A 23,336-nucleotide genomic window follows, 5' to 3' on the forward strand; every position below is an offset into this window, starting at 1 on the left:
ATGAAATTACAAAGCCCACTTTGGTCGAACAGCAGCCTGAGTGGCCGCTGCGATTGCAAAAGGCCAGTTCGATCACAGATCGGCAGAAAATATATATAAAAAACGGACAGCCAAGGGACTGTCCGTTTTTTTAGCCGTTTTTTACCAACACGCTGGTTCAGAACAACAGATGAGCCATGGCGGCAATGACCGGCAGGGTCACCAGGGTACGCAGCAGGAAGACCACAAACAGCTCCCACAGCTTGACCGGGATCTTGCTGCCAAGCAGCAGAGCACCTACTTCCGACATATAGATAAGCTGAGTCACCGACATGGCGGCGATGACGAAGCGGGTCATCTCGCTCTCTATGCTGGACGCCAGGATCGCCGGGATGAACATGTCCGCGAAACCGACCACTATGGTCTTGGAAGCGGCTTCGGCCTCCGGCAGCTGCAACAGCTCAAGCAGCGGTATGAAGGGAGCACCCAGCCAGTTAAACACGGGCGTATGTTCGGCCAGCAGCAGGGCACAGGTGCCGATCGCCATCACCACCGGCAGCACGCCAAACACCATGTCCAGGGCGTTCTTCACCCCCTCACGCGCCACGGCACCAAGGTCAGTCACGCTATCGGCTTTCTTGAGGGCACGCTCGAAGCCATAGCTCACCAGACTGTGTTCGTGGGGCACCGCCTCCTGCTTGCGGCACAGCGGAGTGCCATCGGCATAGACATCCTTCTTCCAGGAGAGCGGCGGCAGACGCGGTACTATGATGGCAGCCACCACACCGGCCAGACAGACGGTCAGATAGAAGGGCACGAACATATGCTCGAGCCTGACTTGCGAGATGACCACCAGGCAGAAGGTAATGGAAACGGCCGAGAAGGTGGTGCCGATGACGGCGGCTTCTCGCTGGGTGTAGAACTTGCCTTCATACTGCTTGCTGGTCAGCAGGATGCCCACGCTGCCATCGCCGAGCCAGGAGGCGAAGCAGTCGACTGCGGAGCGCCCCGGCAGACGGAATACCGGACGCATGATGCGGGTCATCAGGGTGCCGACAAATTCCAGCAGACCAAAATCCAGCAGCAGCGGCAACAGCAGGCCGGCGAAGATAAACACCGAGAACAGCACGGGCAACAGGTCATGCAGCACCAGACCACCGGTCGCATCGGAACGCAGTGCCTCTGGGCCCACTCCGAAGAAGGTCAGCAACGCGAAGAGGCCGCCCAGTACTCGCACCATGGCCCAGAAAGGGGACACGTTAAACAGGGCATTGAGAAAGGGGCGACGTACCAGGATCGCAGGCTTGAACAGCCAGGCAACCAGGGTCAATAGCATGGTCGTGGTGATCAAGGCGCACACCACGGCCACCAGGGAGTCGGCGAACACCGCTTGTACCGTCTTGGCCAGCACAGCCACGGGGATGGTGATATTGCCGTCATAGAGCACAGGCGTCATGAACAGCAGGATCCCGATAAGTGACGGGATCAAGAACATCAGCAAGTTACGGCGCGTATTTACCGCAGGAGCTTCGAGGGTCTTTTCCAACATGAGATTACAGCCTTAATGTTACTTTTCCTTAGCCAGGTCGCCTGCATACTCATGCCCCGCCCAGCAAAACGGGCGAAAGAATACTCTAAAAAAATGCACAAACAAGCTTTTAATGCATAATTTTAAGCATAAGTATTTTTCAGACGAAGCTTCCATAAGAACATCCCCAAACAGATATGCATATCAATTCATGACACAGTGTTAGCATATTGTTTCAAGCAGGTTACGTTCAGGTGCGCAGTATAACCAGCTGGCGAGGACAGGCAAGAACAGGCATCACAAATACATCTACTGGTACGCTTCGGATCCATGAAAACCACAGTAGCGCCCATAAAAAAACCGGAGTCCGTTGCCGGACTCCGGTATTCATCTCAACCATCTGAAGAGTGATCAGTCACGCACGTAGATGACTTCTACGCCGTCATCATCGTCTTCATCCCAGTCATCATCACCGAGGGATTCATCGAAGGCGCGGGAAGCCGCTGCGGCCTCTGCTTCGGCCTGGGCCAGCTGGTTCTTGTGGTAGTCATCCCACTTGAACTCCACCTTCTCGATGGCGTCCTTGGCATCCTGTTCCAGCTGACGAGGCATGGTATCGAGCAGATCCAGAATGTCGTAGCAGACCTTCTTGGTACCTTGCTTGCTGATAGCGGAGATCTCGTAGACGGGGCCTTCGTAGGCCAACGCACTCTTGACGCGCTCCATCACCTCGGCCGCTTCTTCTTCCAGGATCAAGTCCATCTTGTTGAACACCAACCAACGCGGCTTGCTCGCCAGCTCAGGGCTGTACTTCTCCAGCTCCTTGACGATAGTGACCGCGTTTTCGGCAGGATCGGACTCATCAACCGGACAGATATCAACCAGGTGGATCAACACGCGGCAGCGCTCAAGGTGCTTGAGGAAGCGAATACCCAGACCGGCGCCCTCGGCGGCACCTTCGATCAGGCCCGGAATATCGGCGATCACGAAGGAGCGGGAGTTTTCACCACGTACCACACCCAGATTCGGCACCAGGGTGGTGAAGGGGTAATCGGCAACCTTGGGTTTGGCGGCAGAGACGGCACGAATGAAGGTAGATTTACCGGCATTGGGCAAGCCCAGCATACCGACGTCAGCCAGCAGCAGCAGTTCCAGCTTCAGGGTACGCACTTCACCCTCGGTGCCGTTGCTCTTCTGATAGGGGGCACGGTTGACCGAGCTCTTGAAGCGCGTGTTGCCCAGACCATGGAAACCGCCCTTGGCGACCAGCAGCTTTTGGCCATGCTGGGTCAGGTCACCGAGCCGCTCGCCGGTATCTTCATCGCTGGCACGGGTACCGACCGGCACCTTCAGGGTCAGATCCTTGCCACGGCGACCGGTACAGTTGGCGCTCTGGCCATTCTCACCACGCTCGGCGGCGTGGAAACGCTCGAAACGGTAGTCGATCAGGGTATTCAGGTTTTCATCGGCAAGCAGATAAACGTCGCCGCCATCACCACCGTCGCCACCATCAGGGCCACCGTTGGGGATGAATTTCTCACGGCGAAAGCTCACACAACCGTTACCACCGTCACCGGCATCGACTCGAATTTGGACTTCATCAACAAACTTCATAGGTAACCGTCACCTTAATTCGAAAAACCGATACGCAATTATAGTGGTACAGACCCCTGCGGGCGAGACGCATCTTGGCGATGAGGCCTGTCAGCGCCAGCTCATCCGCGTGCCGTTTTTTCGTCAAACTTTTCAGAAAAACAAAAGCCCCGCCAGGTTGGCGGGGCTTCGGATCCTTGCGGTCCGTAATTACTCAGCAACGATGCTGACGTACTTACGATTCTGCGGACCTTTAACTTCGAACAACACTTTACCAGTCGCAGTAGCGAACAAAGTGTGGTCGGTACCCAGACCAACGTTGGTGCCAGGGTGGAACTTGGTGCCACGCTGACGAACGATGATGCTACCAGCCAGTACAGTTTCGCCGCCGAAGCGCTTGACGCCGAGACGTTTGGCTTCTGAGTCGCGACCGTTACGGGATGAACCGCCAGCTTTTTTATGTGCCATTTTTCAGATTCCTCTCGAATTAAGCGCTGATGCCAGTGATTTTGACTTCAGTGAACCACTGACGGTGGCCCGCTTGCTTACGATGGTGCTTACGACGACGGAACTTGACGATAGTCACTTTCTCGCCACGGCCGTGAGCCACAACTTCAGCTACAACCTTGCCACCTTCAACGAAAGGAGCACCTACTTTAAAAGTGTCGCCTGCAGCAACCATCAGAACTTCATTGAAGTCGATAGTAGCGCCAGTCTCAACGTTCAGCTTTTCAAGACGAACGATTTGACCTTCGGCCACACGGTGTTGTTTTCCGCCGCTTTGGAATACCGCGTACATTTGATTAACTCCGTAAAGGCGAGTCTTTTGCTCAAGGCCAGACCCGCACAAAAACCTATAACAATGGGCCGGCATTCTACGCACATCGATCTGTTCAGGCAAGACCAATTTAGCAAAAAGTTTATTTTGTGCGCACGTGCCGAGCCGTGAATAAACGCTTCACTGTAACCCATTGTGAAATCGTGTAGAATCCCCGCCATTACTAAAACTGCAGACATTGCTGCCCGTCACGTTACGAGATCTATGGACCAACAGACTATTCGAGCGCTCTGTGCCGCCGACATGACGGCGGTCAATGAGCTGATCCTGGCCCGACTTCAGTCCGAGGTCAGTCTGATCAATCAGCTGGGCTTCTATATCGTCAGTGCAGGCGGCAAACGGATGCGTCCCATGCTGACCGTCATGGCTGCAAGAGCACTGGGTTATGAGGGAGAAGATCACCTCAAGCTGGCTGCCATCATAGAGTTCATCCATACCTCGACCCTGCTGCACGACGACGTGGTCGATGAATCCGACCTGCGCCGTGGCCGGGAGACCGCCAATGCCATGTTCGGCAATGCGGCCAGCGTGTTGGTCGGTGACTATCTCTACAGCCGCTCCTTCCAGATGATGGCCGAACTCGCCGACCTGCGCGTGATGGAGATCCTGTCCGACGCCACCAACACCATCGCCGAGGGCGAGGTGCTGCAGTTGATGAACTGCAACGATCCCGACACAACAGAACAGAGCTATATGACGGTCATCTATTGCAAGACCGCCAAGCTGTTTGAGGCCGCGACCCGACTCGCTGCCGTGCTGACCCAGCAAGATGCCCGCATAGAGGCGGCCATGACCGATTACGGCAAGTATCTGGGTACCGCCTTCCAGATCATCGATGACGTCATGGACTACTGCTCTCAGAGTGATGAGATGGGCAAGAATGTCGGCGACGATCTCGCTGAAGGCAAACCGACCCTGCCGCTGCTGCGTGCCATGGAAGTGGGGACGCCGGCCCAGCGTCAGCGCATCCGTGATGCGATAGAACACCGTAACGGCATGGAGCATCTGGACGAGATCCTCACCATTCTGGATGGCACAGGGGCGCTCGACTACTCCCGCCAACGCGCCCGCGAGGAGGCCGACAAGGCCATAGCGGCACTCATGGTGCTGCCGGACTCACAACATCGTCAGGCCCTGATCCAGCTGGCCCAGATGGCAGTACAGCGCAGCGCCTGAATGCTGGCGCCGTGACCAATAAAAGAGAGGCCTGATGGCCTCTTTTTTATTGGTTGATATGCACCAGGGTGGAGAAGAGACAGACCCTGTCTTCATCGCTCAGCCCACCCTCTGCTCAAGAGCGTCCTTGGCCTTTGTTCTACCGCAGCTGCTGCCCAAGCACGTCATCCCCTGGCCCTACTTGTCCCCTCCATTTACCAGCGCCTTTACGAACACGTCATAGGTCAGTGGCAGTGGCCTCCCCCAGCTGAGCATCATCACATCTGTCGGCCTAAACCGGCGTTAAATCCCAGCCATAGAAAAGGGCCCTCACGGGCCCTTTTACATAACGACATGGGACTAACAAGCTTACTGCTTGTTGCCTTCCGGCGACTTGAGGTAGCGGAAGAACTCGCTGTCCGGCTTCAGGACCATCAGGTCGTTGCCGCCGGCGAAGCTCTTGCGATAGGCCTCCATGCTACGCACGAAGCTGAAAAACTCGGGGTCTTTCTTGTAGCTGTCGGCATAGATCTTGGCGGCTTCCGCATCCCCTTCACCACGCAGCTGACGCGCATTACTGTCGGCGTCGGCGATCATGACGGTCACCTTGCGGTCGATGTCAGCACGCAGGATTTCAGCCTGCTCGCGACCCTGGGAGCGATGCTCACGGGCCACGGCAGTCCGCTCGGCACGCATCCGCTGATAGATGGAGTTGGAGACTTCCACCGGCAGGTTGATCTGCTTGATGCGCACATCCACCACCTTGATACCGAGCTCGGAAGAGCGCGCCATCTTCATCAGGGCATCTTCCATCACGGTACTGCGTTCACCGGAGACGATGTCCTTGATGGTGCGATTACCTATCTCGGAACGCAGGCCGTTGTTGATCTTGCGCTTGAGCAGGTCTTCGGCCTGGATCTTGTTGCCACCACCCGTTGCCAGGTAGTACTTGGAGAAGTCCTCGATCTTCCACTTCACGTAGGAGTCGATGATGAGATCTTTCTTCTCCGAGGTGACGAAGCGATCCGCCTGGCCTTCCAGAGTCTGGATGCGAGCATCCATCTTGCGAACCTGGTCGATCACCGGCACCTTGAAGTGCAAGCCTGGCTCGAAGAGACGAGGCTCACCGGAATCGACTCGCTTCACCTTGCCAAACTGTACCACTATCCCTTTCTGCCCTTCATCGACGATGAAGACGGAAGAGAAGCAGACCATGGCAGCCACAGCGATGACACCAATAGCTATCTTATTCATCTATCAGTTTCTCCCTGTGCTGAAACGGTCACCGCTACGCAGCGGCGTCGGAGTGGAGTTGGCCCCTTCGTTGGACGGCTGAGCCGGTTCCACCGCAGGAGTGCCAGCCGGACGGGCCGGTTGCACCGCATTCGCCTTGCCAGACAGCTTGTCGAGGGGCAGATAGATCATGCTGTTGTTGCCAGCAGGCATGTCGACCAGCACCTTGTTGGTCTGCTGATAGAGCTCTTCCATGGTTTCCAGGTAGATACGCTCACGAGTCAACTCGGGGGCGGCCTGATACTGGGGCAGCAGCTCATTGAAGCGTGCAACTTCACCCTTGGCCTTCAGCACAATCTGGGACTTGTAGCCTTCGGCTTCCTGTTCCAGACGTTTGACCGAGCCGCGAGCCTTTGGCTCCACTTCACGGGCATAGGCTTCCGCTTCACGGATGAAGCGCTGCTCATCTTCCTGAGCGGAGATGGCATCATCGAAGGCATCTTTCACTTCTTCTGGCGGACGCGCCGGCAGGAAGTTGACGTCGACGATTTGCAGACCCATCTGGTAGGGCTCGATGATGCCATCGATCACCTGCCAGGTCTCCTGACGAACCTTTTCCCGACCCGTGGTCAGGACATCATCCATCTTGGTGTGACCCACCACGTAGCGCAGGGCACTGTCGGTGGCCTGGCTCAGACTCTCGTCGGCATTGGTCACGCTAAACAGATAGGCCTGGGGATCGACGATGCGATACTGCACGTCCATCTCGACCCGGACCACGTTCTCGTCCTGAGTCAACATGAAACCAGAGGCTGGCAGGGAGCGTACCGATTCCACATCCACCGGGATCACCCTGTCGATGAAGGTCGGTTTCCAGCGCAGACCCGGATCCACGTTATGGGAGTACTCCCCAAAACGCAGCACCACGCCACGCTCGGCCTCGCGAATGGTATAGAAGCCGCTGACGACCCACACCACCACGGCGACCAGCAGGGCGATGGAGAGGCCGAACTTGCCTATCTCACCACCGGATTTACCACCGCCGCCAAACAGACCGCCGAAGCGACGGCTGACCTTGCGCAGCATCTCGTCCAGATCAGGGGGTCCCTGAGTCTTGCCGTTATTCCCCCAAGGGTCACGGTCTTTGCCGTTGTTACCAGGCTCATTCCAAGCCATCAGCATCTCCATTTAAATACTTGCGAATGGATGTCATCTCTATCGGCAATCAGTCCACCAGGCTCAGTAGCCCATGTGATGGATCAATGCATGATAAAGCGTTGTAAAACTTCACCTTCTTGCTTCACGAGGCGGTTCCAGTCGGCCACTTGCAAGCGGACTTCCAGCACGAAATCCCCCTCCTCGCTAAAACCTTCCTGCTCTATCCCTTTGAGGCGATAGAGGGTACTGCGCAACCGGGCGGCCGAGGGTGGCAACTGCAACCTGTGGTGCACCATGGTGCCAGCCAACAATTCGGTCAGGGCCTGGAACAAGAGTTCGCGGCCTTCACCCGTCTGGGCGGAGAGCCAAACCCGTACCGGTCGGCCCTCATCGTCACGCTCCAGCATGGCGGGGCGATCGCTCAGCTTGTCAATCTTGTTACAGATCATCAGCTGGGGGCGATCATCGGACTCGATCTCGACCAAGACCCGCTGCACGGCGTCAATATTCTCCTGCATCTGCTCGTCGGCGCAATCCACCACATGCAGTAGCAGGTCAGCCTCCCGGGTCTCTTGCAGGGTCGCCTTGAAGGCCGCGACCAGATCATGAGGAAGGTGTCGAATAAAGCCTACCGTGTCCGCCAGTATCACATCTCCTACGTCCCGGATCTCCACTTTACGCAGCGTCGGGTCCAGAGTTGCGAACAACTGATCGGCAGCATACACGCTGGCATCTGTAAGTTGGTTGAACAAAGTGGATTTTCCGGCGTTGGTATAACCCACCAGAGAAACGGTTGGTACTTCATTGCGATTGCGGGCACGACGGCCCTGTTCCCGCTGCTTGGCGACCTTGTCGAGCCGACGCAAGATGGCCTTGATGCGTTCACGCAACAGACGACGATCGGTTTCAAGCTGGGTTTCACCCGGGCCACGCAGGCCGATACCGCCCTTCTGGCGCTCAAGGTGAGTCCAGCCACGGATCAGTCGGGTAGAGAGGTGGCGCAACTGGGCCAGTTCGACTTGCAGCTTGCCTTCATGGGTACGGGCGCGCTGGGCGAAGATATCGAGAATGAGGCCGGTTCTGTCGACGACCCGGCATTGGAACAAGCGCTCCAGGTTGCGCTCCTGGGCAGGGGTCAGGGCATGGTTGAAGATCACCACATCCGCCCCCAGGGCTTGCACCTCGGAGGCGATCTCTTCCGCCTTGCCGCTGCCGACAAAGAACTTGGCGCTGGGCGCACTGCGACTGGTGGTGACGACGCCCAACATGTTGACCCCGGCAGAGCTCACCAACAGCTTGAGCTCTTCGAGATCCTCACGTTCCCCTTCATCACTGAAGTTGACATGCACCAGCACAGCCTGTTCGCCTGCTTCATAACGGTCAAACAAGCGCTTGCTCCTTAACTGGACTCATGAGGCATGGCGAGCTGGCTCGCCGCTTGGACTCACTCCTCACTGTCACCTGACGGCTCATCACCCTGACCAGTGGCGGTATGCTGATGATGATTGACGGCACGAGCCGGCACCACGGTGGAGATGGCATGCTTGTAGACCATCTGGCTGACGGTGTTCTTGAGCAAAATGACGAATTGGTCGAAAGATTCGATTTGACCCTGCAGTTTGATGCCGTTCACCAAATAGATAGAAACAGGAATCCGCTCACGGCGCAGCGCATTCAAAAACGGGTCTTGGAGTGATTGCCCCTTAGCCATCTTCTTTTTTCCTTATAGTTTGTTGTTTTTAAACACCGGATATCACTATAACAACCTGATTATACAGGGAGTGTCAAGCCGCACCAGCGCAGGCAATGACCCTGGCGAGGTTGTCAGACTCACCAGATCCCAACCAGGTGACCTCAGGCCATCCCCTCAACCAGGTCATTTGCCGTTTAGCAAGCTGACGAGTGGCAACGATGCCACGATAACGCATCTCATCATACCCCAGTTCCCCGGCCAGGTAGTCCCACATTTGGCGGTAGCCAACGCAGCGAATTGAGGGTAGGTCCGGCGTCAGATCCCCCCGTGCGCGCAGGGCCCTGACCTCGTTCTCGAACCCTCGGGCCAGCATGAGATCGAAACGCTGCTCGATCCGCTCATGCAGCTGAGCCCTCTCGGTCGGGGCAATGGCAAATTGATGCACCCGATAGGGCAACCCCTCCCCCTGCACCTGAGTCAGCTCGGTGAGGGTCTTGCCGCTGATGCGATAGACCTCGAGGGCCCGGCTCAGCCGCTGGGGATCATTGGGATGAATACGCGCCCCGGCCACAGGATCGATACGCACCAGCTCGTCGTGCAGGGCCTGCCAGCCCAGCCGGGCCGCATCGGCCTCAATGCCGGCGCGAATGACGGGGTCGGCCGAGGGCAGCGGAGAGAGCCCCTCCAGCAGCGCCTTGAAATAGAGCATGGTGCCGCCGACCAGCAAGGGAATGCGGCCACGACTGGCAATCTCGTCCATTTCGCGCAAGGCATCACGGCAAAAATCCGCCGCCGAGTAACTCAGCGCCGGATCCAGAATATCGATCAATCGATGGGGGGCGAGCCTGAGCTCGTCGACACTCGGTTTGGCGGTGCCGATGTCCATGCCGCGATAGATGAGCGCGGAATCCACGCTGATGATGTCGCAGGGCAGGGTCTGGCACAGTTCGATGGCGAGATCCGTCTTGCCGGAGGCGGTAGGCCCCATCAGAAAAATGGCAGTCGGCAAGTCAGTCACGGTCAATTCCTTTCACAAAACGCTAAAAATGGGGGGGTTGCCCCATGCAAGTCAGCTGCGAGTGGCTTCACTCTTCCTCAAACTCGGCCAGGGCCGCGGCCAGAGAGAGGGGGCGCAGCAGCCCCTTGTCACCACGCGGATCACCCAGTTGACTCATCAGCTCACCAAGCAGGCGAGTGGCAGTGGCAAAGTCATATTGCTTGTCACTGGCCAAGCCTTGTTCGACCAGCCACTGACAGAGCACCTGAGCCTGCTCCTCGTTGCTGGCAGCACTCAACCCTTCGAGGAGTTGCAGCAGCTCGGGCAGCAAACGGGCCAGATCAGTCTGGCGCAGCAGCGCCGGCACCCGAGTCAGGATCATGGTGTCGCGACCACCGCTTTTCAACTCGAGTCCCATGCGTTTGAGCAGCTTTTCCTGTTCGGCGGCCACCCCATGGAGGGATTTGGGCAATTTAAAGGCGACGGGCAGCAGCAGCGGCTGGGCGGCCAGCCCCTGCCCCCAACCTTCGAGCAGCCAGTGGCGCAGCAGGCGCCGTTCGGCCACAACCACTCGCAGCAGAGCGAGCCCGCCTCCCTGCTCGAGCAGCAGATAACGTCCCTCCACCAACGTCAGGGCCCGAGCGGTGCCCTCGGCGTGCGCTTCATCCCGGGACGCCGTGCTGGTCTGAGGTGGCGCCTGGAGAGCGGGCAAGGTCGTCAACAGGGCCTCCATGCCACGCAGCGCCTCCCGAGTGGGGGCCTGCGGCAGCTCCCCACCATGAGAGCCCTGCCCCCTGGCCAAGGTCGTGCGCGGCTGACTAGCGGGACGGTCGCTGCCCATGATGCCATCAGATCCGCCCTGGCGGGCCCCCTCCCGCACCTCGGTGGGGGCACGATAGCCGTGTTCTGCCCCATACCAGTCGGTGCGCGCCGCTTGCCCCGGATAGTCGGGCGCCGTGGTCGGCAGGCTCACCTCACTCATCGCCAGAGGCTCCTGACGGTCGGCCTGGTGCAGGGCGCTAAACAGCGCCTGATAGATGAAGTCGTGGATGAGCCGCGCCTGATGAAAACGCACCTCGTGCTTGGCGGGGTGTACATTGACGTCCACCTGACGGGGATCCAGCTCGATATAGAGCACGTAGGCGGCAAAGCGATCCGGTCCCAGCAGCTCGTCATAGGCCTGGCGGATGGCGTGATTGATCAGCTTGTCGCGCATCATGCGGCCGTTGACATAGGTGTATTGCAGATCATTCTGCGGCCTGGCCCCGGCCGGGGTCGCCAACCAGCCGCGCAGTCGCACGTCGCTGTGCTCGCTCTCGATGGCGAGGGCATGGTGCATGAAGGGGGTGCCGCACACGGCGGCGAGGCGGCGCTCCTGCTCTTGCACCGAACTGGCAGCGCGATACTGGCGCACCAGCTTGTCATTGTGGCGCAGCAGCAGGGTGATATCGAAGCGCGACAGGGCGATGCGGCGCACCAGCTCATCGATGTGAGCAAACTCGGTCTTTTCGCTGCGCATGAACTTGCGCCGCGCCGGGGTATTGAAGAAGAGATCCACCACCTCGACCGTGGTGCCGACGGGATGGGCGGCGGGTCTGATGGTGACATTCATCTCCCGCCCCTCTGCCTCGGCCTGCCAGGCTTCGGACTGTTCCTGAGTACGCGAGGTGAAACTGAGCCGGGAGACTGAACTGATGGAGGCGAGCGCCTCTCCCCGAAATCCGAGGCTGTTGATCCCTTCCAGATCATCCAGGGTCGCCACCTTGGAGGTCGCGTGCCGTGACAAGGCCAGCACCAGCTCATCCTTGGGCACGCCGCAGCCGTTGTCACGGATGCGGATCAGCTTGGTGCCCCCTTTGTCTATGTCGATCTCGATCCGGTTAGCCCCCGCATCCAGGCTGTTCTCGACCAGCTCCTTGACGACGGAGGAGGGGCGTTCCACTACCTCGCCCGCTGCTATCTGGTTGGCGAGGAGAGCGGGCAAAATACGGATCGGCATCGCTTACTCCTGATTGTTGAACCTGGGGAATCCAGGTACCTGCACCACGACGGAGGGGCGCTCAACCACCTCGCCAGCGGCTATCTGGTTGGCGAGAATAGGAGGCAAAATACGGATCTGCATCGCTTATCCTTTGGGTATGTAGAGCACCTGCCCAATCTGGATCTCGTTGGATTTCAGATTGTTGTATTTAGCAAGCCGGGACATGGAGATGCCGTGGCGCTCGGCAAGCCGTGACAGGCTCTCGCCGCGGGTCACCACGTGTCTGATGCTGCGCTGCTTGTCGATGGTATTCGCGCCGCTGAGGCTGGTCATCGGCTTGATAACACCCGCCCCGGATGCGCTGACCACGGGGGCGCCGCTGCGAGCCGACTGACTAACAGGCGCCACCTGACTGACGGCTGGCTGGGTGCTGCGCGTCGACGCGCTGCTCACCTTGCCCGACATGATGTGTCCCTTGACGGGATGCGCCTTGTAGTAGTTGCGGATCCCGTGGAAGATCGCCTGGGCCAGCTTATTCTGATAAGCATTGCTGGCCAGCAGCTTCTCCTCTTCGTGGTTGGAGATAAAGCCCGTCTCCACCAGCACGGAAGGGATATCCGGCGCCTTGAGCACTGCCAGACTGGCATGCTCTGGGGCGGACTTGTGCAGGCGGGCGACTCGCCCCATCTCTTTCAAGATCATGCGGCTGACGTCATAGCCCTCGGCGCGGGACTTGTCCATGGAGAGATCCAAGAAGGTACGCGCCAAGTAGGGATTGGGGTCAGACTCGGCAATCACCTTGCCCACACCACCCAGCAGCTCGCCCTGCTTCTCCTGCTTCTCCAGCCAGCTGCCCATCTCGCGATTGGCCCTGTTGGTCGAGAGTACCCAGACCGAGGCACCACGCGGACGCGGGTTGGTGAAGCTGTCCGCATGCACCGAGACCAGCAGATCCGCCTTGGACTTGCGCGCAATCTCGGAACGTTTATTGAGATCGACGAAGTAGTCCCCGCGGCGGGTCATCACCGCCTGCATGCCGGGTTCACGATTGATGAGCGCGGCCAGCTTCTGGGAAACCGCCAGGGTGACTCGCTTCTCGTAGGTGCGACGCGGACCTATGGAGCCAGGATCCTCACCGCCGTGACCGGGATCGATGGCGATGATCACCTTGCTGCCCGGGGTCGCGGGGGCTGGCGTGGCATGACGGGCCGAACTCTCCTCATAGGGGAGATCGATCACCAGCCGGTGGCCATAGGGACCGGCTGGTGCCAATGGAAATACCACCGGCTTGATGGTCGACTTGAGATCCAGCACCAGACGCAGGCCTCCCTTGTCCACCGGCGTGCTCTCGCGGATCTTGCGTACCAGCTCGCTCTTGTTCTCGACCCGGGCCAGATTGGCGCCATTGCTGGCCCCTTTGAGGTCGATGACCAGCCGATCCGGCCCGGTCAGGGTGAAATAGTTGAATTGGGGCGAACTGGAGAGATCCAGCACCACCCGAGTGTTGTCGGGCGAGGGCCAGATCCGCACACTCTTGAGCTGATTGGCCCAGGTCGGTGAGGCAAGCAGAATAAAACACAGGGAAATTATCAGACGCACTTGGGTTGCAACCGTTCCAGAATAGCTTCGCCGATCGCAGTACGGGCCACCAGCAGGGCCTCGCGCTGCATGTCTACATATGTCAGGGTAATCTCGAGATCCGGGGCGGCTAACCAACCTTCTCCCTTCTCAGGCCACTCAACCAGACAGAGGGTGTTGGGGCCGAAATAGTCACGGATCCCCATGAACTCCAGCTCCTCGGGATCTGCCAATCGATACAAATCAAAGTGATAGACCTGCCAGGCTCCGAGCTCATAGGGCTCGACCAGTGTATAAGTCGGACTCTTTACCTTGCCTGAATGGCCGAGTCCCTGGATCCAGCCACGGGTGAGCGTCGTCTTGCCCGCCCCCAGGGTGCCGTGCATAAAGACGGTGGTCGCTACTTGGCTGGCGCGCGCCAACTGACCACCCAGATTTACGGTCGCTGCCTCATCCGGCAACGCTATCATCAACTGTTTTGCCATCGTCTTCTTAACTTGTCAGGAGTGTCGGGATTGGCCAGAAAGCGGATCCATGGCAACAGGTCAGATGCCAGCATGCCTCTCTCCCCTTCTGTCGCCGCCAGATCGGCAGCCTCCCCATGGAGCACTGCGCCCAGGCAGGTTGCATCACGCGCCCCTAGCCCCTGGGCCAAAAGGGCGGCGATTATACCAGATAACAGGTCACCCATGCCGCCGCTGGCCATGCCGGGATTCCCCTCATGGCAGAGCCAGACCTGTTTACCATCCGCGATGAGTGTACCTGCCCCCTTGAGCAGCACGACGCCGCCATAGGTGCCCTGCAGGGTCTGTACGGCGGCGAAGCGATCGGCCTCCACCTCGGCGGTGCTGCAACCCAACAGGCGGGCTGCCTCGGCGGGATGGGGCGTGAGCACCCAATTATCCTGATGGCGGGGCTGTAGCGCCAGCCAATTCAATCCATCTGCATCCAATACCAGTGGCAGCTCCCGGCACAAAGCCTGCTTGAACAGGGCCCCGCCCCAGGCATCGAGGCCCAGTCCAGGCCCCAGCACCCGTACTGATCCCCAGGGATTGACTCCGCCCACTCGGAGCCTCTCTCCAGGCAGGGTCTCTGCCGCCGATGAGGAGCCGACCAGCGCGTCGCGCGCTAATGTCATGATCTCGGGCTGGGTCTGGCTGGCGGGAACATTCATCGGATGCTGGCACACCTTGACCAGCCCGGCCCCGGTACGCAGGCAGGCCATGGCTGCCAGCAAGATGGCCCCCGCCATGCCCTGATTGCCGCCAATCAGCAGCACACGGCCTTGTTCTCCCTTGTGGGCGCAGCGTGCACGGGGGACTAACAGATGAGCCAGGGCGGGATAATCGATACGTCGGGCGGCGGGCGCTTGCCAATGACTCAGATCCAGACCGAGAGGGTCCACATCCAGCTCCCCGCACCAGCTCGGTCCCTGGCCGGTGAGCAGCCCCTGCTTGAGCCCGACCAGGCAGAGAGTGCGAGTCGCCCGCACCGGGCTGGCCATGATGTGGCCGGTATCGGCATCCAGCCCTGAGGGGAGATCCACGGCCAGCAGCGGCACGGGCAAACGATTGATGGTTGCGACAATTCTTGTCATCGCCTTCGTGAGTGGCAAGCGGACGCCGCTGCCAAGCAGCGCATCTATCAGCAGATCCGGAAGGGAAACCGGCTCGGCAAGGGTCAGATGGACATCCTCGAAGCGTTCAACCTGACCCCCCGCCGCCAGGAAAGCGGCCGCGGCCCGATGGGCATCCCCCTTGAGCTGTGCCGGGGCCCGCGCGGCGATGACTCTCACTCTGAAGCCAGCAGCCTGCGCCAACCGGGCCAATACATAGCCATCGCCGCCATTGTTGCCGGGGCCGGTGAAGATCCACCAGTGATGAGCCGCTGGCCAATGCCCCTTGGCATAATCAAACAGCGCGGTGCCGGCGCGCTCCATCAACTCATAGAGCGACACCCCCGCAGCGGCGGCCAATTCCGCCTCGGCACGGCGAATTTGTTCGCTACGCCATAGCGCGCTGGGGAGCCGTGGGCCATGACTGCGCGGTTCGTTGAGGAGCTGTGGTAAACTGCCCCCTCCTTCCCTGTTGATCTGCATCATGACGGCTCCCGATTTCGACAAACTGGCCCAAGATATCAAGCTCTGGGCACGCGAGCTAGGATTTGACCAGGCTGGCATCACGGACACTGACCTGCACCAGGAAGAGCCCAGGTTGCAGGCCTGGCTCGATGCCGGCTATCACGGCACCATGGACTACATGGCCCGTCACGGCATGATGCGCGCCCGCCCCCATGAGCTGCTGCCGGGCACCCTGCGGGTGCTGTCGGTGCGGATGAATTATCTCCCCTTCGAGGCGGGTTTCGCCGCGACCCTGCGCGATCCCAGCCTCGGCTATATCAGCCGTTATGCCCTGGGCCGCGACTACCACAAGCTGCTGCGCGCCAGGCTCAAACAGCTCGGTGAGCGGATTGAGGCGCGCTGCGAGGCGCTGGGCTGGCGTCCCTTCGTCGACTCGGCCCCCGTGCTGGAGCGGCCACTCGCCGCCAAGGCTGGGCTCGGTTGGGTTGGCAAACACTCACTTCTGCTCAATGAGTCCGCCGGTTCCTTCTTCTTCCTCGGCGAACTCCTGCTGAGCCTGCCGCTGCCCATCGACCAGCCGGTGGAGAAAGAGCAGTGCGGCAAGTGCGTGGCCTGCATCAACATCTGTCCCACCGGTGCCATCATCGCGCCCTATGTGGTGGATGGGCGGCGCTGCATCTCCTACCTCACCATCGAGAGCGACGAGCCTATTCCTGTCGAGCTCAGGCCCCTGCTCGGCAACCGTATCTATGGCTGTGATGACTGCCAGCTCATCTGCCCCTGGAACCGTTACGCCGATGCCAGCCCCGAGCCTGACTTCAGTCCGCGCGCCAATCTGCACAGCCCCAAGCTGCTGGATCTCTGGGCCTGGTCCGAGGCTCTCTTCCTGAAAAATACCGAGGGGAGCCCGATCCGCCGCATCGGTTATCAACGCTGGCGCCGCAACCTGGCAGTGGCGCTCGGCAACGGCCCGGCCGATGAAGCCGTCTTCACCGCCCTGCACGCAGCCCTGCCAAGCGCCGATCCCATGGTGGCCGAGCACATCAGCTGGGCAGTGGCGAGCCTGACCGCCCGTCAGCAGGGTGAGAACCGCAAGACCAAGCTGCTCATCCGCTGCATCGAAAAGGGTCTGCCGGATCACGCTTAATCTCACTGTCACCTCTGCGAACTCGCGATCAGAGCCAGTAGCCATGCCCTTGCTCGACAAGAGATCAGCGACAGATCACGCTTGAGGATCGGCCTCCTTGCTGTTTCCTCGCACATTTCCCATGCTTTAGCGCCGCCAGTGTGGCGTCATCACCATAAGGATCGGAGCAGATGCAGATATTGGGTGTGGACATAGGAGGCTCGGGCATCAAGGGGGCCCTGGTCGATACAAAGCGCGGCGAACTCATCGGCGAACGCCATCGCATCCCGACCCCGCAGCCAGCCACCCCGGCCGCCATCGCCCATGCCCTCAAGCAGCTGGTCGAACACTTCCAGTGGCAGGGCCCCATCGGCTGCGGTTTCCCGGCCACCATACACCACGGGGTCGCGAAGAATGCCTCCAATATCGACAAGAGCTGGATAGAGACGGACGCGGCCAGGCTGTTTGGCGAAGTGACAGGTCAGCCCTGCTTCGTGCTCAATGACGCCGATGCCGCAGGCCTGGCCGAAATGCGGTTTGGCGCAGGCCAGGGCCATGATGGGGTCGTCATCCTGATCACCGTTGGTACCGGCATAGGCACGGCCCTGTTTGTGGGGGGTCATCTGCTGCCCAATACCGAACTGGGTCACCTGATGCTGGAGGGCATGATAGCCGAACACTACTGCTCGGATGCGGCGCGCAAGCGGGAGGAGATCTCCTGGAGCAAGTGGGGCAAGCGTTTCAACCAATATCTGGCCCGGCTCGAGTTCCTCTTCTCGCCGGATCTCTTCATCCTGGGCGGGGGCACTGCCGCCAAACTCGACAAGTTTGTCGACAAGATAGCCACCCGGGCGCCGCTTATCGCCGCCGCCAGCCTCAACCAGGCAGGGATCATCGGGGCCGCGCTCTATGCCGCCGAACAGGCAGCCACTCGTTCGAAACCGACAAAAAAGGCCCCGTAAGGGGCCTTGGATTTACCGGGACCAAGCACTTCCTATCGGGGCAGGCTTGCGATGTAGCGCTCTACCACACCCTTCACGAAAAGCTGACAGGCCTCCCCCGTTTTCGGATCATAGTGGCCGCCATTGGTCAGGTTGTTGGAGAGGATACGGATCGAGAGGAAAGGGATCTGGAAGGCATCGGCTATCTGCGCCGCTGCCGCCCCTTCCATCTCTTCCACGCTGGTGCCGAACTCCCGGTGGAACCAGTTGATGCGATCTACCTCGCTGTTCCAGAAGTTGGCAGACCCCACCGTCCCTTCGACGACCTTCCCCCTGGCATAGGCTACCTGCCGGGCGATGTCGATGAGCGGCTGGCTTCCCTCGTAGTAACGGATCTTGTTGGCATCGTCGCCACCCGCACTGCCGGCAGATGCCATGATATCCATCGGCAGCCACGCCAGCGCATCGACCCCCTGCCCTTCTGCTCGCTGGGGTGTCTTCAGATTGCCAATGTTGACGGTCCGCTTGCCCAGCACAATGTCACCCACCTTGAGCTGCTTGTCATGGCCCCCGGCCGTGCCCTGGTTGATGATGGCCAGGGGGTGATAGCGACCAATGGCGATGGCCGTCGCCGCGGCCGTGTTCTCCAGCCCCTTGCCGGTCTGGCTGACGATCACCGGGTAACCGTTCAGAGTCCCCCGGTAGAAGAGGTAGGGACCAACCTGCTCCATCACCACCCCTTGCAACAAGGAGGCAAAGTGCTCGGCTTCGATGGGCATGGGTCCCTGGATCAGGATGGGAGACGAAGGAGGATGATCGTGGCCGGCCACAGTGACACTGCTGAGTGACTGGGCCTGGGTCGTCATGCTCATGGCCATCATCAAGGCCATGAACCACTGTGTGAGATTACGCATTGCCAAACTACTCCTCTGCTCGTGTACTCGGGTCATGGGCAGCAGGCCCATCAACCATCTAGGGCGCGGATTATCGCACAAAACAGCAAACGTTTTTATGGCAAAGCGAAGTGATAAATAGCTGAAAAATGGGGGTAATAGTAATCAAGGCAACTGAACATCGGGGATGAAAAAAGAGGTTGGAAAGGGTACTTCGAGGAGAGATTGGAGCGGGAAACGAGACTCGAACTCGCGACCCCGACCTTGGCAAGGTCGTGCTCTACCAACTGAGCTATTCCCGCAACAGGTACTGCTGGTATGACGGTGTTTATGGATGCTTGGAGCGGGAAACGAGACTCGAACTCGCGACCCCGACCTTGGCAAGGTCGTGCTCTACCAACTGAGCTATTCCCGCATCGATTCGACTGGCGTCGATGCATCTGCAAACACGGCTTTCTTCGATTGGAGCGGGAAACGAGACTCGAACTCGCGACCCCGACCTTGGCAAGGTCGTGCTCTACCAACTGAGCTATTCCCGCAACAGGTACTGCTGGTATGGCGGTGTTTTTGGATGCTTGGAGCGGGAAACGAGACTCGAACTCGCGACCCCGACCTTGGCAAGGTCGTGCTCTACCAACTGAGCTATTCCCGCATCGATTCGACTGGCGTCGATGCATCTGCAAACACGGCTTTCTTCGATTGGAGCGGGAAACGAGACTCGAACTCGCGACCCCGACCTTGGCAAGGTCGTGCTCTACCAACTGAGCTATTCCCGCACCGGGTACTGCTGGCGATCTGCAACTGCTTGGAGCGGGAAACGAGACTCGAACTCGCGACCCCGACCTTGGCAAGGTCGTGCTCTACCAACTGAGCTATTCCCGCATCATCTCGGTGTGAAACCGATGCAGCTGCATATCTATTGCTTTTTGAATCGATGTTGGAGCGGGAAACGAGACTCGAACTCGCGACCCCGACCTTGGCAAGGTCGTGCTCTACCAACTGAGCTATTCCCGCACAATCATCAATAAAAAAATCGTGCAGCATTTGGTTGCTTGCGCTACTACACGGGAGCCGAATTATAAGAGCAGAGTGATCAATTGCAAGGGCTTTTTTGTCGGGCAGAGTCCGTTCGCTCAAAAGCTGGTCGAACTGTCGATTTTCCCAACCAATGATGCCACTCCCCCTCTGCCTTGCCATCGAAACAGCCCCACGCAGAGGGATAACCGCCGCTGACGCTGACAAGGGCTGCGCCCTTGTCACTACCCTTCGGCCACGCTGGCCGCTTGGTACAGCTGGCGGCCCCTTAAATCTTGAAGACGTGGCCGCGGTAGAATTGCAGCTCGGCAATGGACTCGCGAATGTCGTCCAGCGCCTGGTGAGAACCGCTCTTGGTGAACTGATCCAGCAACTCGGGCTGCCAGCGGCGTACCAGCTCCTTGATGGTGCTGACATCGATGTTGCGATAGTGGAAGAAGGCCTCCAGCTCGCCCATGTGTTTGACCATGAAGCGGCGATCCTGACCGATGCTGTTGCCGCACAGCGGGCTGGTGCGCTCCGGCACCCACTGCCGGATGAAGTCGAGGGTCTCCTTCACGGCGCGGGCTTCGTCATACTCGCTCGCCTGTACCCGAGCCACCAGGCCGGAGCCGGTATGTGTGCGCACGTTCCACTCATCCATCTTGGCCAACTCCGCCTCGCTCTGATGAATAGCGAGCACCGGGCCCTCGGCCAGCACATTCAGATCCTTGTCGGTGATGATGGTGGCTATCTCGATAACCACATTCAGTTCCGGGTCCAGCCCCGTCATCTCCATGTCGATCCATACCAGGTTCTGCGCGCTGACACTCATGCTTGTTCTCTCTCTATTGGGAGGAATGGCGGAACTTTGCCAATTTGCATGTATCATACTGGCTTTGGATCTGTTCATAAACTGGCGAATCGAGTGGCAAAGAAAGCAAAACTCAATCTGGGTCAACAAAGGCGCGTCCAGGTCAACCGCGACAAGCGGCTGCAAAAAGAGCACAACAACCAGGTCGATGACACCCTGTTCGGCCCGGCTATCGAAGGCATGGTGATCAGCCGTTTCGGCCAGCATGCGGACGTGGAAGCGAGTGATGGCAGCATCCACCGCAGCAACCTGCGCCGCAGCAGCATCACCAGCCTGGTATGCGGCGATCGTGTGGTATGGCGTCCGGGCCTCAACGAGGCGACTCCGGGCGTGATAGAGGCGGTACACCCCCGCCACTCGGTGCTGACCCGCCCCGATTTCTATGACGGCGTCAAACCCATCGCCGCCAACATAGACCAGATCATCATCGTCTCGGCGGTGATGCCCGAGTTCTCGACCAACATCGTCGACCGTTATCTGGTAGCCGCCGAAGATGTCGAGATCCAGCCGCTCATCGTGCTGAACAAGGTCGACATGCTCGATGACGCCGCCCGCGTGCGCATCGATGGCCAACTGAGCGCCTACCGCAAACTCGGCTATCAGGTGATCCTGGTCAGTTGCGAGAGCGGTGAGGGGCTCGAGGAGCTCAAGGCCCAGTTCAACGGCAAGATCAGCATCTTCGTCGGCCAGTCCGGGGTGGGTAAATCCTCCCTGGCCAATGCCCTGATGCCCGGCCTGGGTGTCTTGACAGGCGAGATCTCCGAAAACTCGGGGCTCGGCCAGCACACCACCACCACGGCGCGACTCTATCACTTCCCGAGTGGCGGCGATCTCATCGACTCCCCGGGGATCCGTGAGTTCGCCCTCTGGCATCTGGAAGCCGATCGCATCACCTGGTGCTTCGTCGAGTTCCGCGACTACCTGGGGGGCTGCAAGTTTCGCGACTGCACCCACAAGGAGGATCCCGGTTGCGCCCTGCGCACCGCGGTCGAGCGGGGCGACATCAGCGCGGATCGCTTCTACAACTATCACCGCATCCTGGAAACCATGCAGGAAGCCCGCCACGGCCGGCAACAAGCCCGGCTGTGACCCACTAAACCCCTCTTTCTATTAAAAGAGCAGATGAACATCATGAGCATTACTGACAACCTGAAGATTGCCGGTCAATATTGTCTGCCCAAGCATGCCCTCTCTCGCTTGCTCGGCAAGCTGGCTGCCGCCGAGGCGGGCAACCTCACCACCAAGGTGATCGAGGCCTTTATCAAGCAGTACCAGGTCGACATGAGCGAAGCGCTCCATGAAGAGCCCGCGTTCTACAAGAGCTTCAACCACTTCTTTACCCGCGAGCTCAAGCCGGGGATCCGTCCCCTGGTTGACGATCCCATGACCCTGGCCCTGCCGGTAGATGGTACCGTCAGCCAGCTCGGCCCCATTAACCAAGGCCGTATTATCCAGGCCAAGGGCCACGACTACAGTGCCCGCGAGCTGCTGGGTGGTTATGAGGATCTGGTTGCCCCCTTCAAGGATGGTGACTTTGCCACCATCTATCTGGCCCCCAAGGACTATCACCGCATCCATATGCCCCTGGATGGCGTGCTGGAGAGCATGGTGTTCGTGCCCGGCGACCTCTTCTCGGTCAACCCGCTGACCGCCGAAAACGTGCCGAATCTGTTTGCCCGCAATGAGCGGGTGGTCGCCACCTTCCGCACCGCCCATGGTCCCATGGCCCTGGTGCTGGTCGGCGCCACTATCGTCGCCAGCATCGAGACCATCTGGGCTGGCAACATTGCGCCAGCTAAGCAGAAAGGACCGACCAAACAGAAAGAAGTGGTGCGTTGGGACTACAGCGGCGATGAGGCCATCACCCTGCAAAAAGGGGCGGAAATGGGGTTGTTCAAGCTCGGCAGCACAGTGGTCTGTCTGTTTGGCCCCGGCATGCTGGCCAGCTTCGATGCACCGCTGGCGCCCGGCGTCACTACCCGCATGGGTCAGCCCTTTGCCAAACTGGCGAGCGACGCATGAGCGAACCGACCGATAACCCCCAGTCCGACCAGGTTGCGGCCGACAAGGCCCAGCCCAGGAATCCACTCCATGGCTTGACCCTGGAGGCGATCCTGACCGAACTGGTGGCGCACTACGGCTGGGAGGCCCTCGGACAGCAGATCAATATCCGCTGCTTTACCGACGATCCCAGCATCAAGTCCAGCCTGAAGTTTTTGCGCAAGACCCCCTGGGCAAGGGAAAAGGTCGAGAGCCTCTATCTGTACGTCCAGCGCAAGCAGTCCAAAAAGAAGGAAGGCCCCCATGGCGTTTAAAATTACCTACACATACAAGAGTCAGGCCAAGGAAATCGGCTATTCCAACGACAAATTCCGCAGCATCTATGATGCCATCGCGGCCGCCGAGGGGCTCGACCTCAAGGCATTCCACGCCATGGAGGCCCAGTTGGCTCAGGTGTGCCGCCGTGACAAGAAGAGCGTGAAAGATTATCAGGAGAACCACTTCAAGGAGCTGGGTTTCTCCGCCATCACCATCTTCCGCGACGAAGAGTGAGCATGGCGACAATAAAAAAACCGGGCCTTGGCCCGGTTTTTTTATTGCTGCGTTTCTCATCCCTGCCTGTTTGATGACTCGGCCAGGCAGCCACGCAAGGGGCCGGGTCGTTCAGACCCCCT

The 23,336-nt window shown here is 59.4% G+C and carries 22 protein-coding genes and 7 tRNA genes; 7 read left to right on the forward strand and 22 right to left on the reverse strand.

Going from position 1 to position 23,336, the window contains the following annotated elements; all coding sequences use genetic code 11:
- Positions 1-157 precede the first annotated feature (157 nt).
- From KYK33_RS16030 to rplU, 4 genes are all read right to left on the reverse strand, one after another.
- A complete protein-coding gene (locus KYK33_RS16030) occupies positions 158-1,528 on the reverse strand; it encodes a YjiH family protein (protein ID WP_224431171.1) in 1,371 nt (456 codons plus the stop codon).
- 390 nt (positions 1,529-1,918) lie between these two features.
- Complete coding sequence (cgtA, locus tag KYK33_RS16035; RefSeq protein ID WP_042040958.1) at positions 1,919-3,121, reverse strand: Obg family GTPase CgtA; 1,203 nt, start codon at positions 3,119-3,121, stop codon at positions 1,919-1,921.
- Positions 3,122-3,310: 189 nt separating this feature from the next.
- Positions 3,311-3,568, reverse strand: coding sequence for a 50S ribosomal protein L27 (rpmA, locus tag KYK33_RS16040; protein WP_005911261.1), 258 nt, complete (start codon positions 3,566-3,568; stop codon positions 3,311-3,313).
- A 19-nt stretch (positions 3,569-3,587) separates the two neighbouring features.
- Positions 3,588-3,899 carry a 50S ribosomal protein L21 gene (gene rplU, locus KYK33_RS16045; RefSeq protein WP_005304210.1) on the reverse strand — a complete coding sequence of 104 codons (312 nt, stop codon included), beginning with the start codon at positions 3,897-3,899 and terminating at the stop codon, positions 3,588-3,590.
- A gap of 243 nt (positions 3,900-4,142) precedes the next feature.
- On the opposite strand from rplU, the gene ispB reads away from it, so the two are divergent.
- Positions 4,143-5,114 carry an octaprenyl diphosphate synthase gene (gene ispB, locus KYK33_RS16050; protein ID WP_042040959.1) on the forward strand — a complete coding sequence of 324 codons (972 nt, stop codon included), beginning with the start codon at positions 4,143-4,145 and terminating at the stop codon, positions 5,112-5,114.
- Between the two features lie 348 nt (positions 5,115-5,462).
- Here ispB and hflC read toward each other — a convergent pair whose 3' ends face one another.
- The 9 genes from hflC to KYK33_RS16095 all read right to left on the reverse strand — a co-directional run bounded on the left by hflC (position 5,463) and on the right by KYK33_RS16095 (position 15,834).
- On the reverse strand, positions 5,463-6,347 hold the full coding sequence (gene hflC, locus KYK33_RS16055) for a protease modulator HflC (protein WP_042040960.1): 885 nt from the start codon (positions 6,345-6,347) through the stop codon (positions 5,463-5,465).
- Between the two features lie 3 nt (positions 6,348-6,350).
- Positions 6,351-7,502: an FtsH protease activity modulator HflK gene (hflK, locus tag KYK33_RS16060; RefSeq protein ID WP_224431172.1), complete on the reverse strand. Its 1,152-nt coding sequence runs from the start codon at positions 7,500-7,502 to the stop codon at positions 6,351-6,353.
- Between the two features lie 83 nt (positions 7,503-7,585).
- Entirely contained in the window at positions 7,586-8,872 is a 1,287-nt protein-coding gene (gene hflX, locus KYK33_RS16065; RefSeq protein WP_042040961.1) for a ribosome rescue GTPase HflX, read from the reverse strand.
- A 56-nt stretch (positions 8,873-8,928) separates the two neighbouring features.
- Positions 8,929-9,195 carry an RNA chaperone Hfq gene (hfq, locus tag KYK33_RS16070; RefSeq protein ID WP_042040962.1) on the reverse strand — a complete coding sequence of 89 codons (267 nt, stop codon included), beginning with the start codon at positions 9,193-9,195 and terminating at the stop codon, positions 8,929-8,931.
- A gap of 73 nt (positions 9,196-9,268) precedes the next feature.
- Positions 9,269-10,165 carry a tRNA (adenosine(37)-N6)-dimethylallyltransferase MiaA gene (gene miaA / locus KYK33_RS16075; protein ID WP_042041022.1) on the reverse strand — a complete coding sequence of 299 codons (897 nt, stop codon included), beginning with the start codon at positions 10,163-10,165 and terminating at the stop codon, positions 9,269-9,271.
- A 97-nt stretch (positions 10,166-10,262) separates the two neighbouring features.
- A complete protein-coding gene (gene mutL, locus KYK33_RS16080; protein WP_224431173.1) occupies positions 10,263-12,173 on the reverse strand; it encodes a DNA mismatch repair endonuclease MutL in 1,911 nt (636 codons plus the stop codon).
- Between the two features lie 126 nt (positions 12,174-12,299).
- Positions 12,300-13,754 carry an N-acetylmuramoyl-L-alanine amidase gene (locus KYK33_RS16085; protein WP_042040964.1) on the reverse strand — a complete coding sequence of 485 codons (1,455 nt, stop codon included), beginning with the start codon at positions 13,752-13,754 and terminating at the stop codon, positions 12,300-12,302.
- Positions 13,745-14,218 carry a tRNA (adenosine(37)-N6)-threonylcarbamoyltransferase complex ATPase subunit type 1 TsaE gene (gene tsaE, locus KYK33_RS16090; RefSeq protein WP_224431174.1) on the reverse strand — a complete coding sequence of 158 codons (474 nt, stop codon included), beginning with the start codon at positions 14,216-14,218 and terminating at the stop codon, positions 13,745-13,747. Before tsaE ends, KYK33_RS16085 begins: the two co-directional genes overlap by 10 nt.
- Complete coding sequence (locus tag KYK33_RS16095; RefSeq protein WP_224431175.1) at positions 14,203-15,834, reverse strand: NAD(P)H-hydrate dehydratase; 1,632 nt, start codon at positions 15,832-15,834, stop codon at positions 14,203-14,205. Before KYK33_RS16095 ends, tsaE begins: the two co-directional genes overlap by 16 nt.
- Here KYK33_RS16095 and queG point away from each other — a divergent pair.
- Both queG and ppgK read left to right on the forward strand, forming a co-directional pair.
- Positions 15,833-16,960, forward strand: coding sequence for a tRNA epoxyqueuosine(34) reductase QueG (queG, locus tag KYK33_RS16100; protein ID WP_042041023.1), 1,128 nt, complete (start codon positions 15,833-15,835; stop codon positions 16,958-16,960). The genes KYK33_RS16095 and queG overlap by 2 nt on opposite strands.
- Before the next feature lie 170 nt (positions 16,961-17,130).
- The gene (gene ppgK, locus KYK33_RS16105; RefSeq protein WP_224431176.1) at positions 17,131-17,901 is read left to right on the forward strand and encodes a polyphosphate--glucose phosphotransferase; all 771 of its coding nucleotides are present in this window, start codon (positions 17,131-17,133) and stop codon (positions 17,899-17,901) included.
- Between the two features lie 32 nt (positions 17,902-17,933).
- On the opposite strand, the gene KYK33_RS16110 is transcribed toward ppgK, so the two are convergent.
- The 9 genes from KYK33_RS16110 to orn all read right to left on the reverse strand — a co-directional run bounded on the left by KYK33_RS16110 (position 17,934) and on the right by orn (position 20,622).
- Positions 17,934-18,794 carry a 5'-methylthioadenosine/S-adenosylhomocysteine nucleosidase gene (locus tag KYK33_RS16110; protein WP_224431177.1) on the reverse strand — a complete coding sequence of 287 codons (861 nt, stop codon included), beginning with the start codon at positions 18,792-18,794 and terminating at the stop codon, positions 17,934-17,936.
- Positions 18,795-18,999: 205 nt separating this feature from the next.
- Positions 19,000-19,075 (reverse strand) — tRNA-Gly (locus tag KYK33_RS16115).
- 37 nt (positions 19,076-19,112) lie between these two features.
- Positions 19,113-19,188, reverse strand: a tRNA-Gly gene (locus KYK33_RS16120).
- Positions 19,189-19,236: 48 nt separating this feature from the next.
- A tRNA-Gly gene (locus KYK33_RS16125) sits at positions 19,237-19,312 on the reverse strand.
- Between the two features lie 37 nt (positions 19,313-19,349).
- Positions 19,350-19,425: transfer RNA gene (locus KYK33_RS16130), tRNA-Gly, on the reverse strand.
- Positions 19,426-19,473: 48 nt separating this feature from the next.
- Positions 19,474-19,549 (reverse strand) — tRNA-Gly (locus tag KYK33_RS16135).
- A gap of 30 nt (positions 19,550-19,579) precedes the next feature.
- Positions 19,580-19,655 (reverse strand) — tRNA-Gly (locus tag KYK33_RS16140).
- 56 nt (positions 19,656-19,711) lie between these two features.
- Positions 19,712-19,787, reverse strand: a tRNA-Gly gene (locus KYK33_RS16145).
- 289 nt (positions 19,788-20,076) lie between these two features.
- Positions 20,077-20,622: an oligoribonuclease gene (gene orn / locus KYK33_RS16150; RefSeq protein ID WP_042040969.1), complete on the reverse strand. Its 546-nt coding sequence runs from the start codon at positions 20,620-20,622 to the stop codon at positions 20,077-20,079.
- A 93-nt stretch (positions 20,623-20,715) separates the two neighbouring features.
- Between orn and rsgA the strand changes: the two genes are divergently transcribed.
- The 4 genes from rsgA to KYK33_RS16170 are packed head-to-tail and all read left to right on the forward strand — an operon-like array spanning position 20,716 to position 23,214.
- Complete coding sequence (gene rsgA / locus KYK33_RS16155) at positions 20,716-21,750, forward strand: small ribosomal subunit biogenesis GTPase RsgA (RefSeq protein WP_042040970.1); 1,035 nt, start codon at positions 20,716-20,718, stop codon at positions 21,748-21,750.
- Between the two features lie 42 nt (positions 21,751-21,792).
- Complete coding sequence (gene asd, locus KYK33_RS16160; RefSeq protein ID WP_396021356.1) at positions 21,793-22,683, forward strand: archaetidylserine decarboxylase; 891 nt, start codon at positions 21,793-21,795, stop codon at positions 22,681-22,683.
- The gene (locus tag KYK33_RS16165; protein WP_224431179.1) at positions 22,680-22,976 is read left to right on the forward strand and encodes a VF530 family protein; all 297 of its coding nucleotides are present in this window, start codon (positions 22,680-22,682) and stop codon (positions 22,974-22,976) included. Before asd ends, KYK33_RS16165 begins: the two co-directional genes overlap by 4 nt.
- The gene (locus KYK33_RS16170; RefSeq protein ID WP_042040972.1) at positions 22,966-23,214 is read left to right on the forward strand and encodes a DUF2960 domain-containing protein; all 249 of its coding nucleotides are present in this window, start codon (positions 22,966-22,968) and stop codon (positions 23,212-23,214) included. Before KYK33_RS16165 ends, KYK33_RS16170 begins: the two co-directional genes overlap by 11 nt.
- Positions 23,215-23,336 lie beyond the last annotated feature (122 nt).

This window comes from Aeromonas rivuli, assembly GCF_020149575.1.
Classification (GTDB): Bacteria; Pseudomonadota; Gammaproteobacteria; order Enterobacterales; family Aeromonadaceae; genus Aeromonas; species Aeromonas rivuli.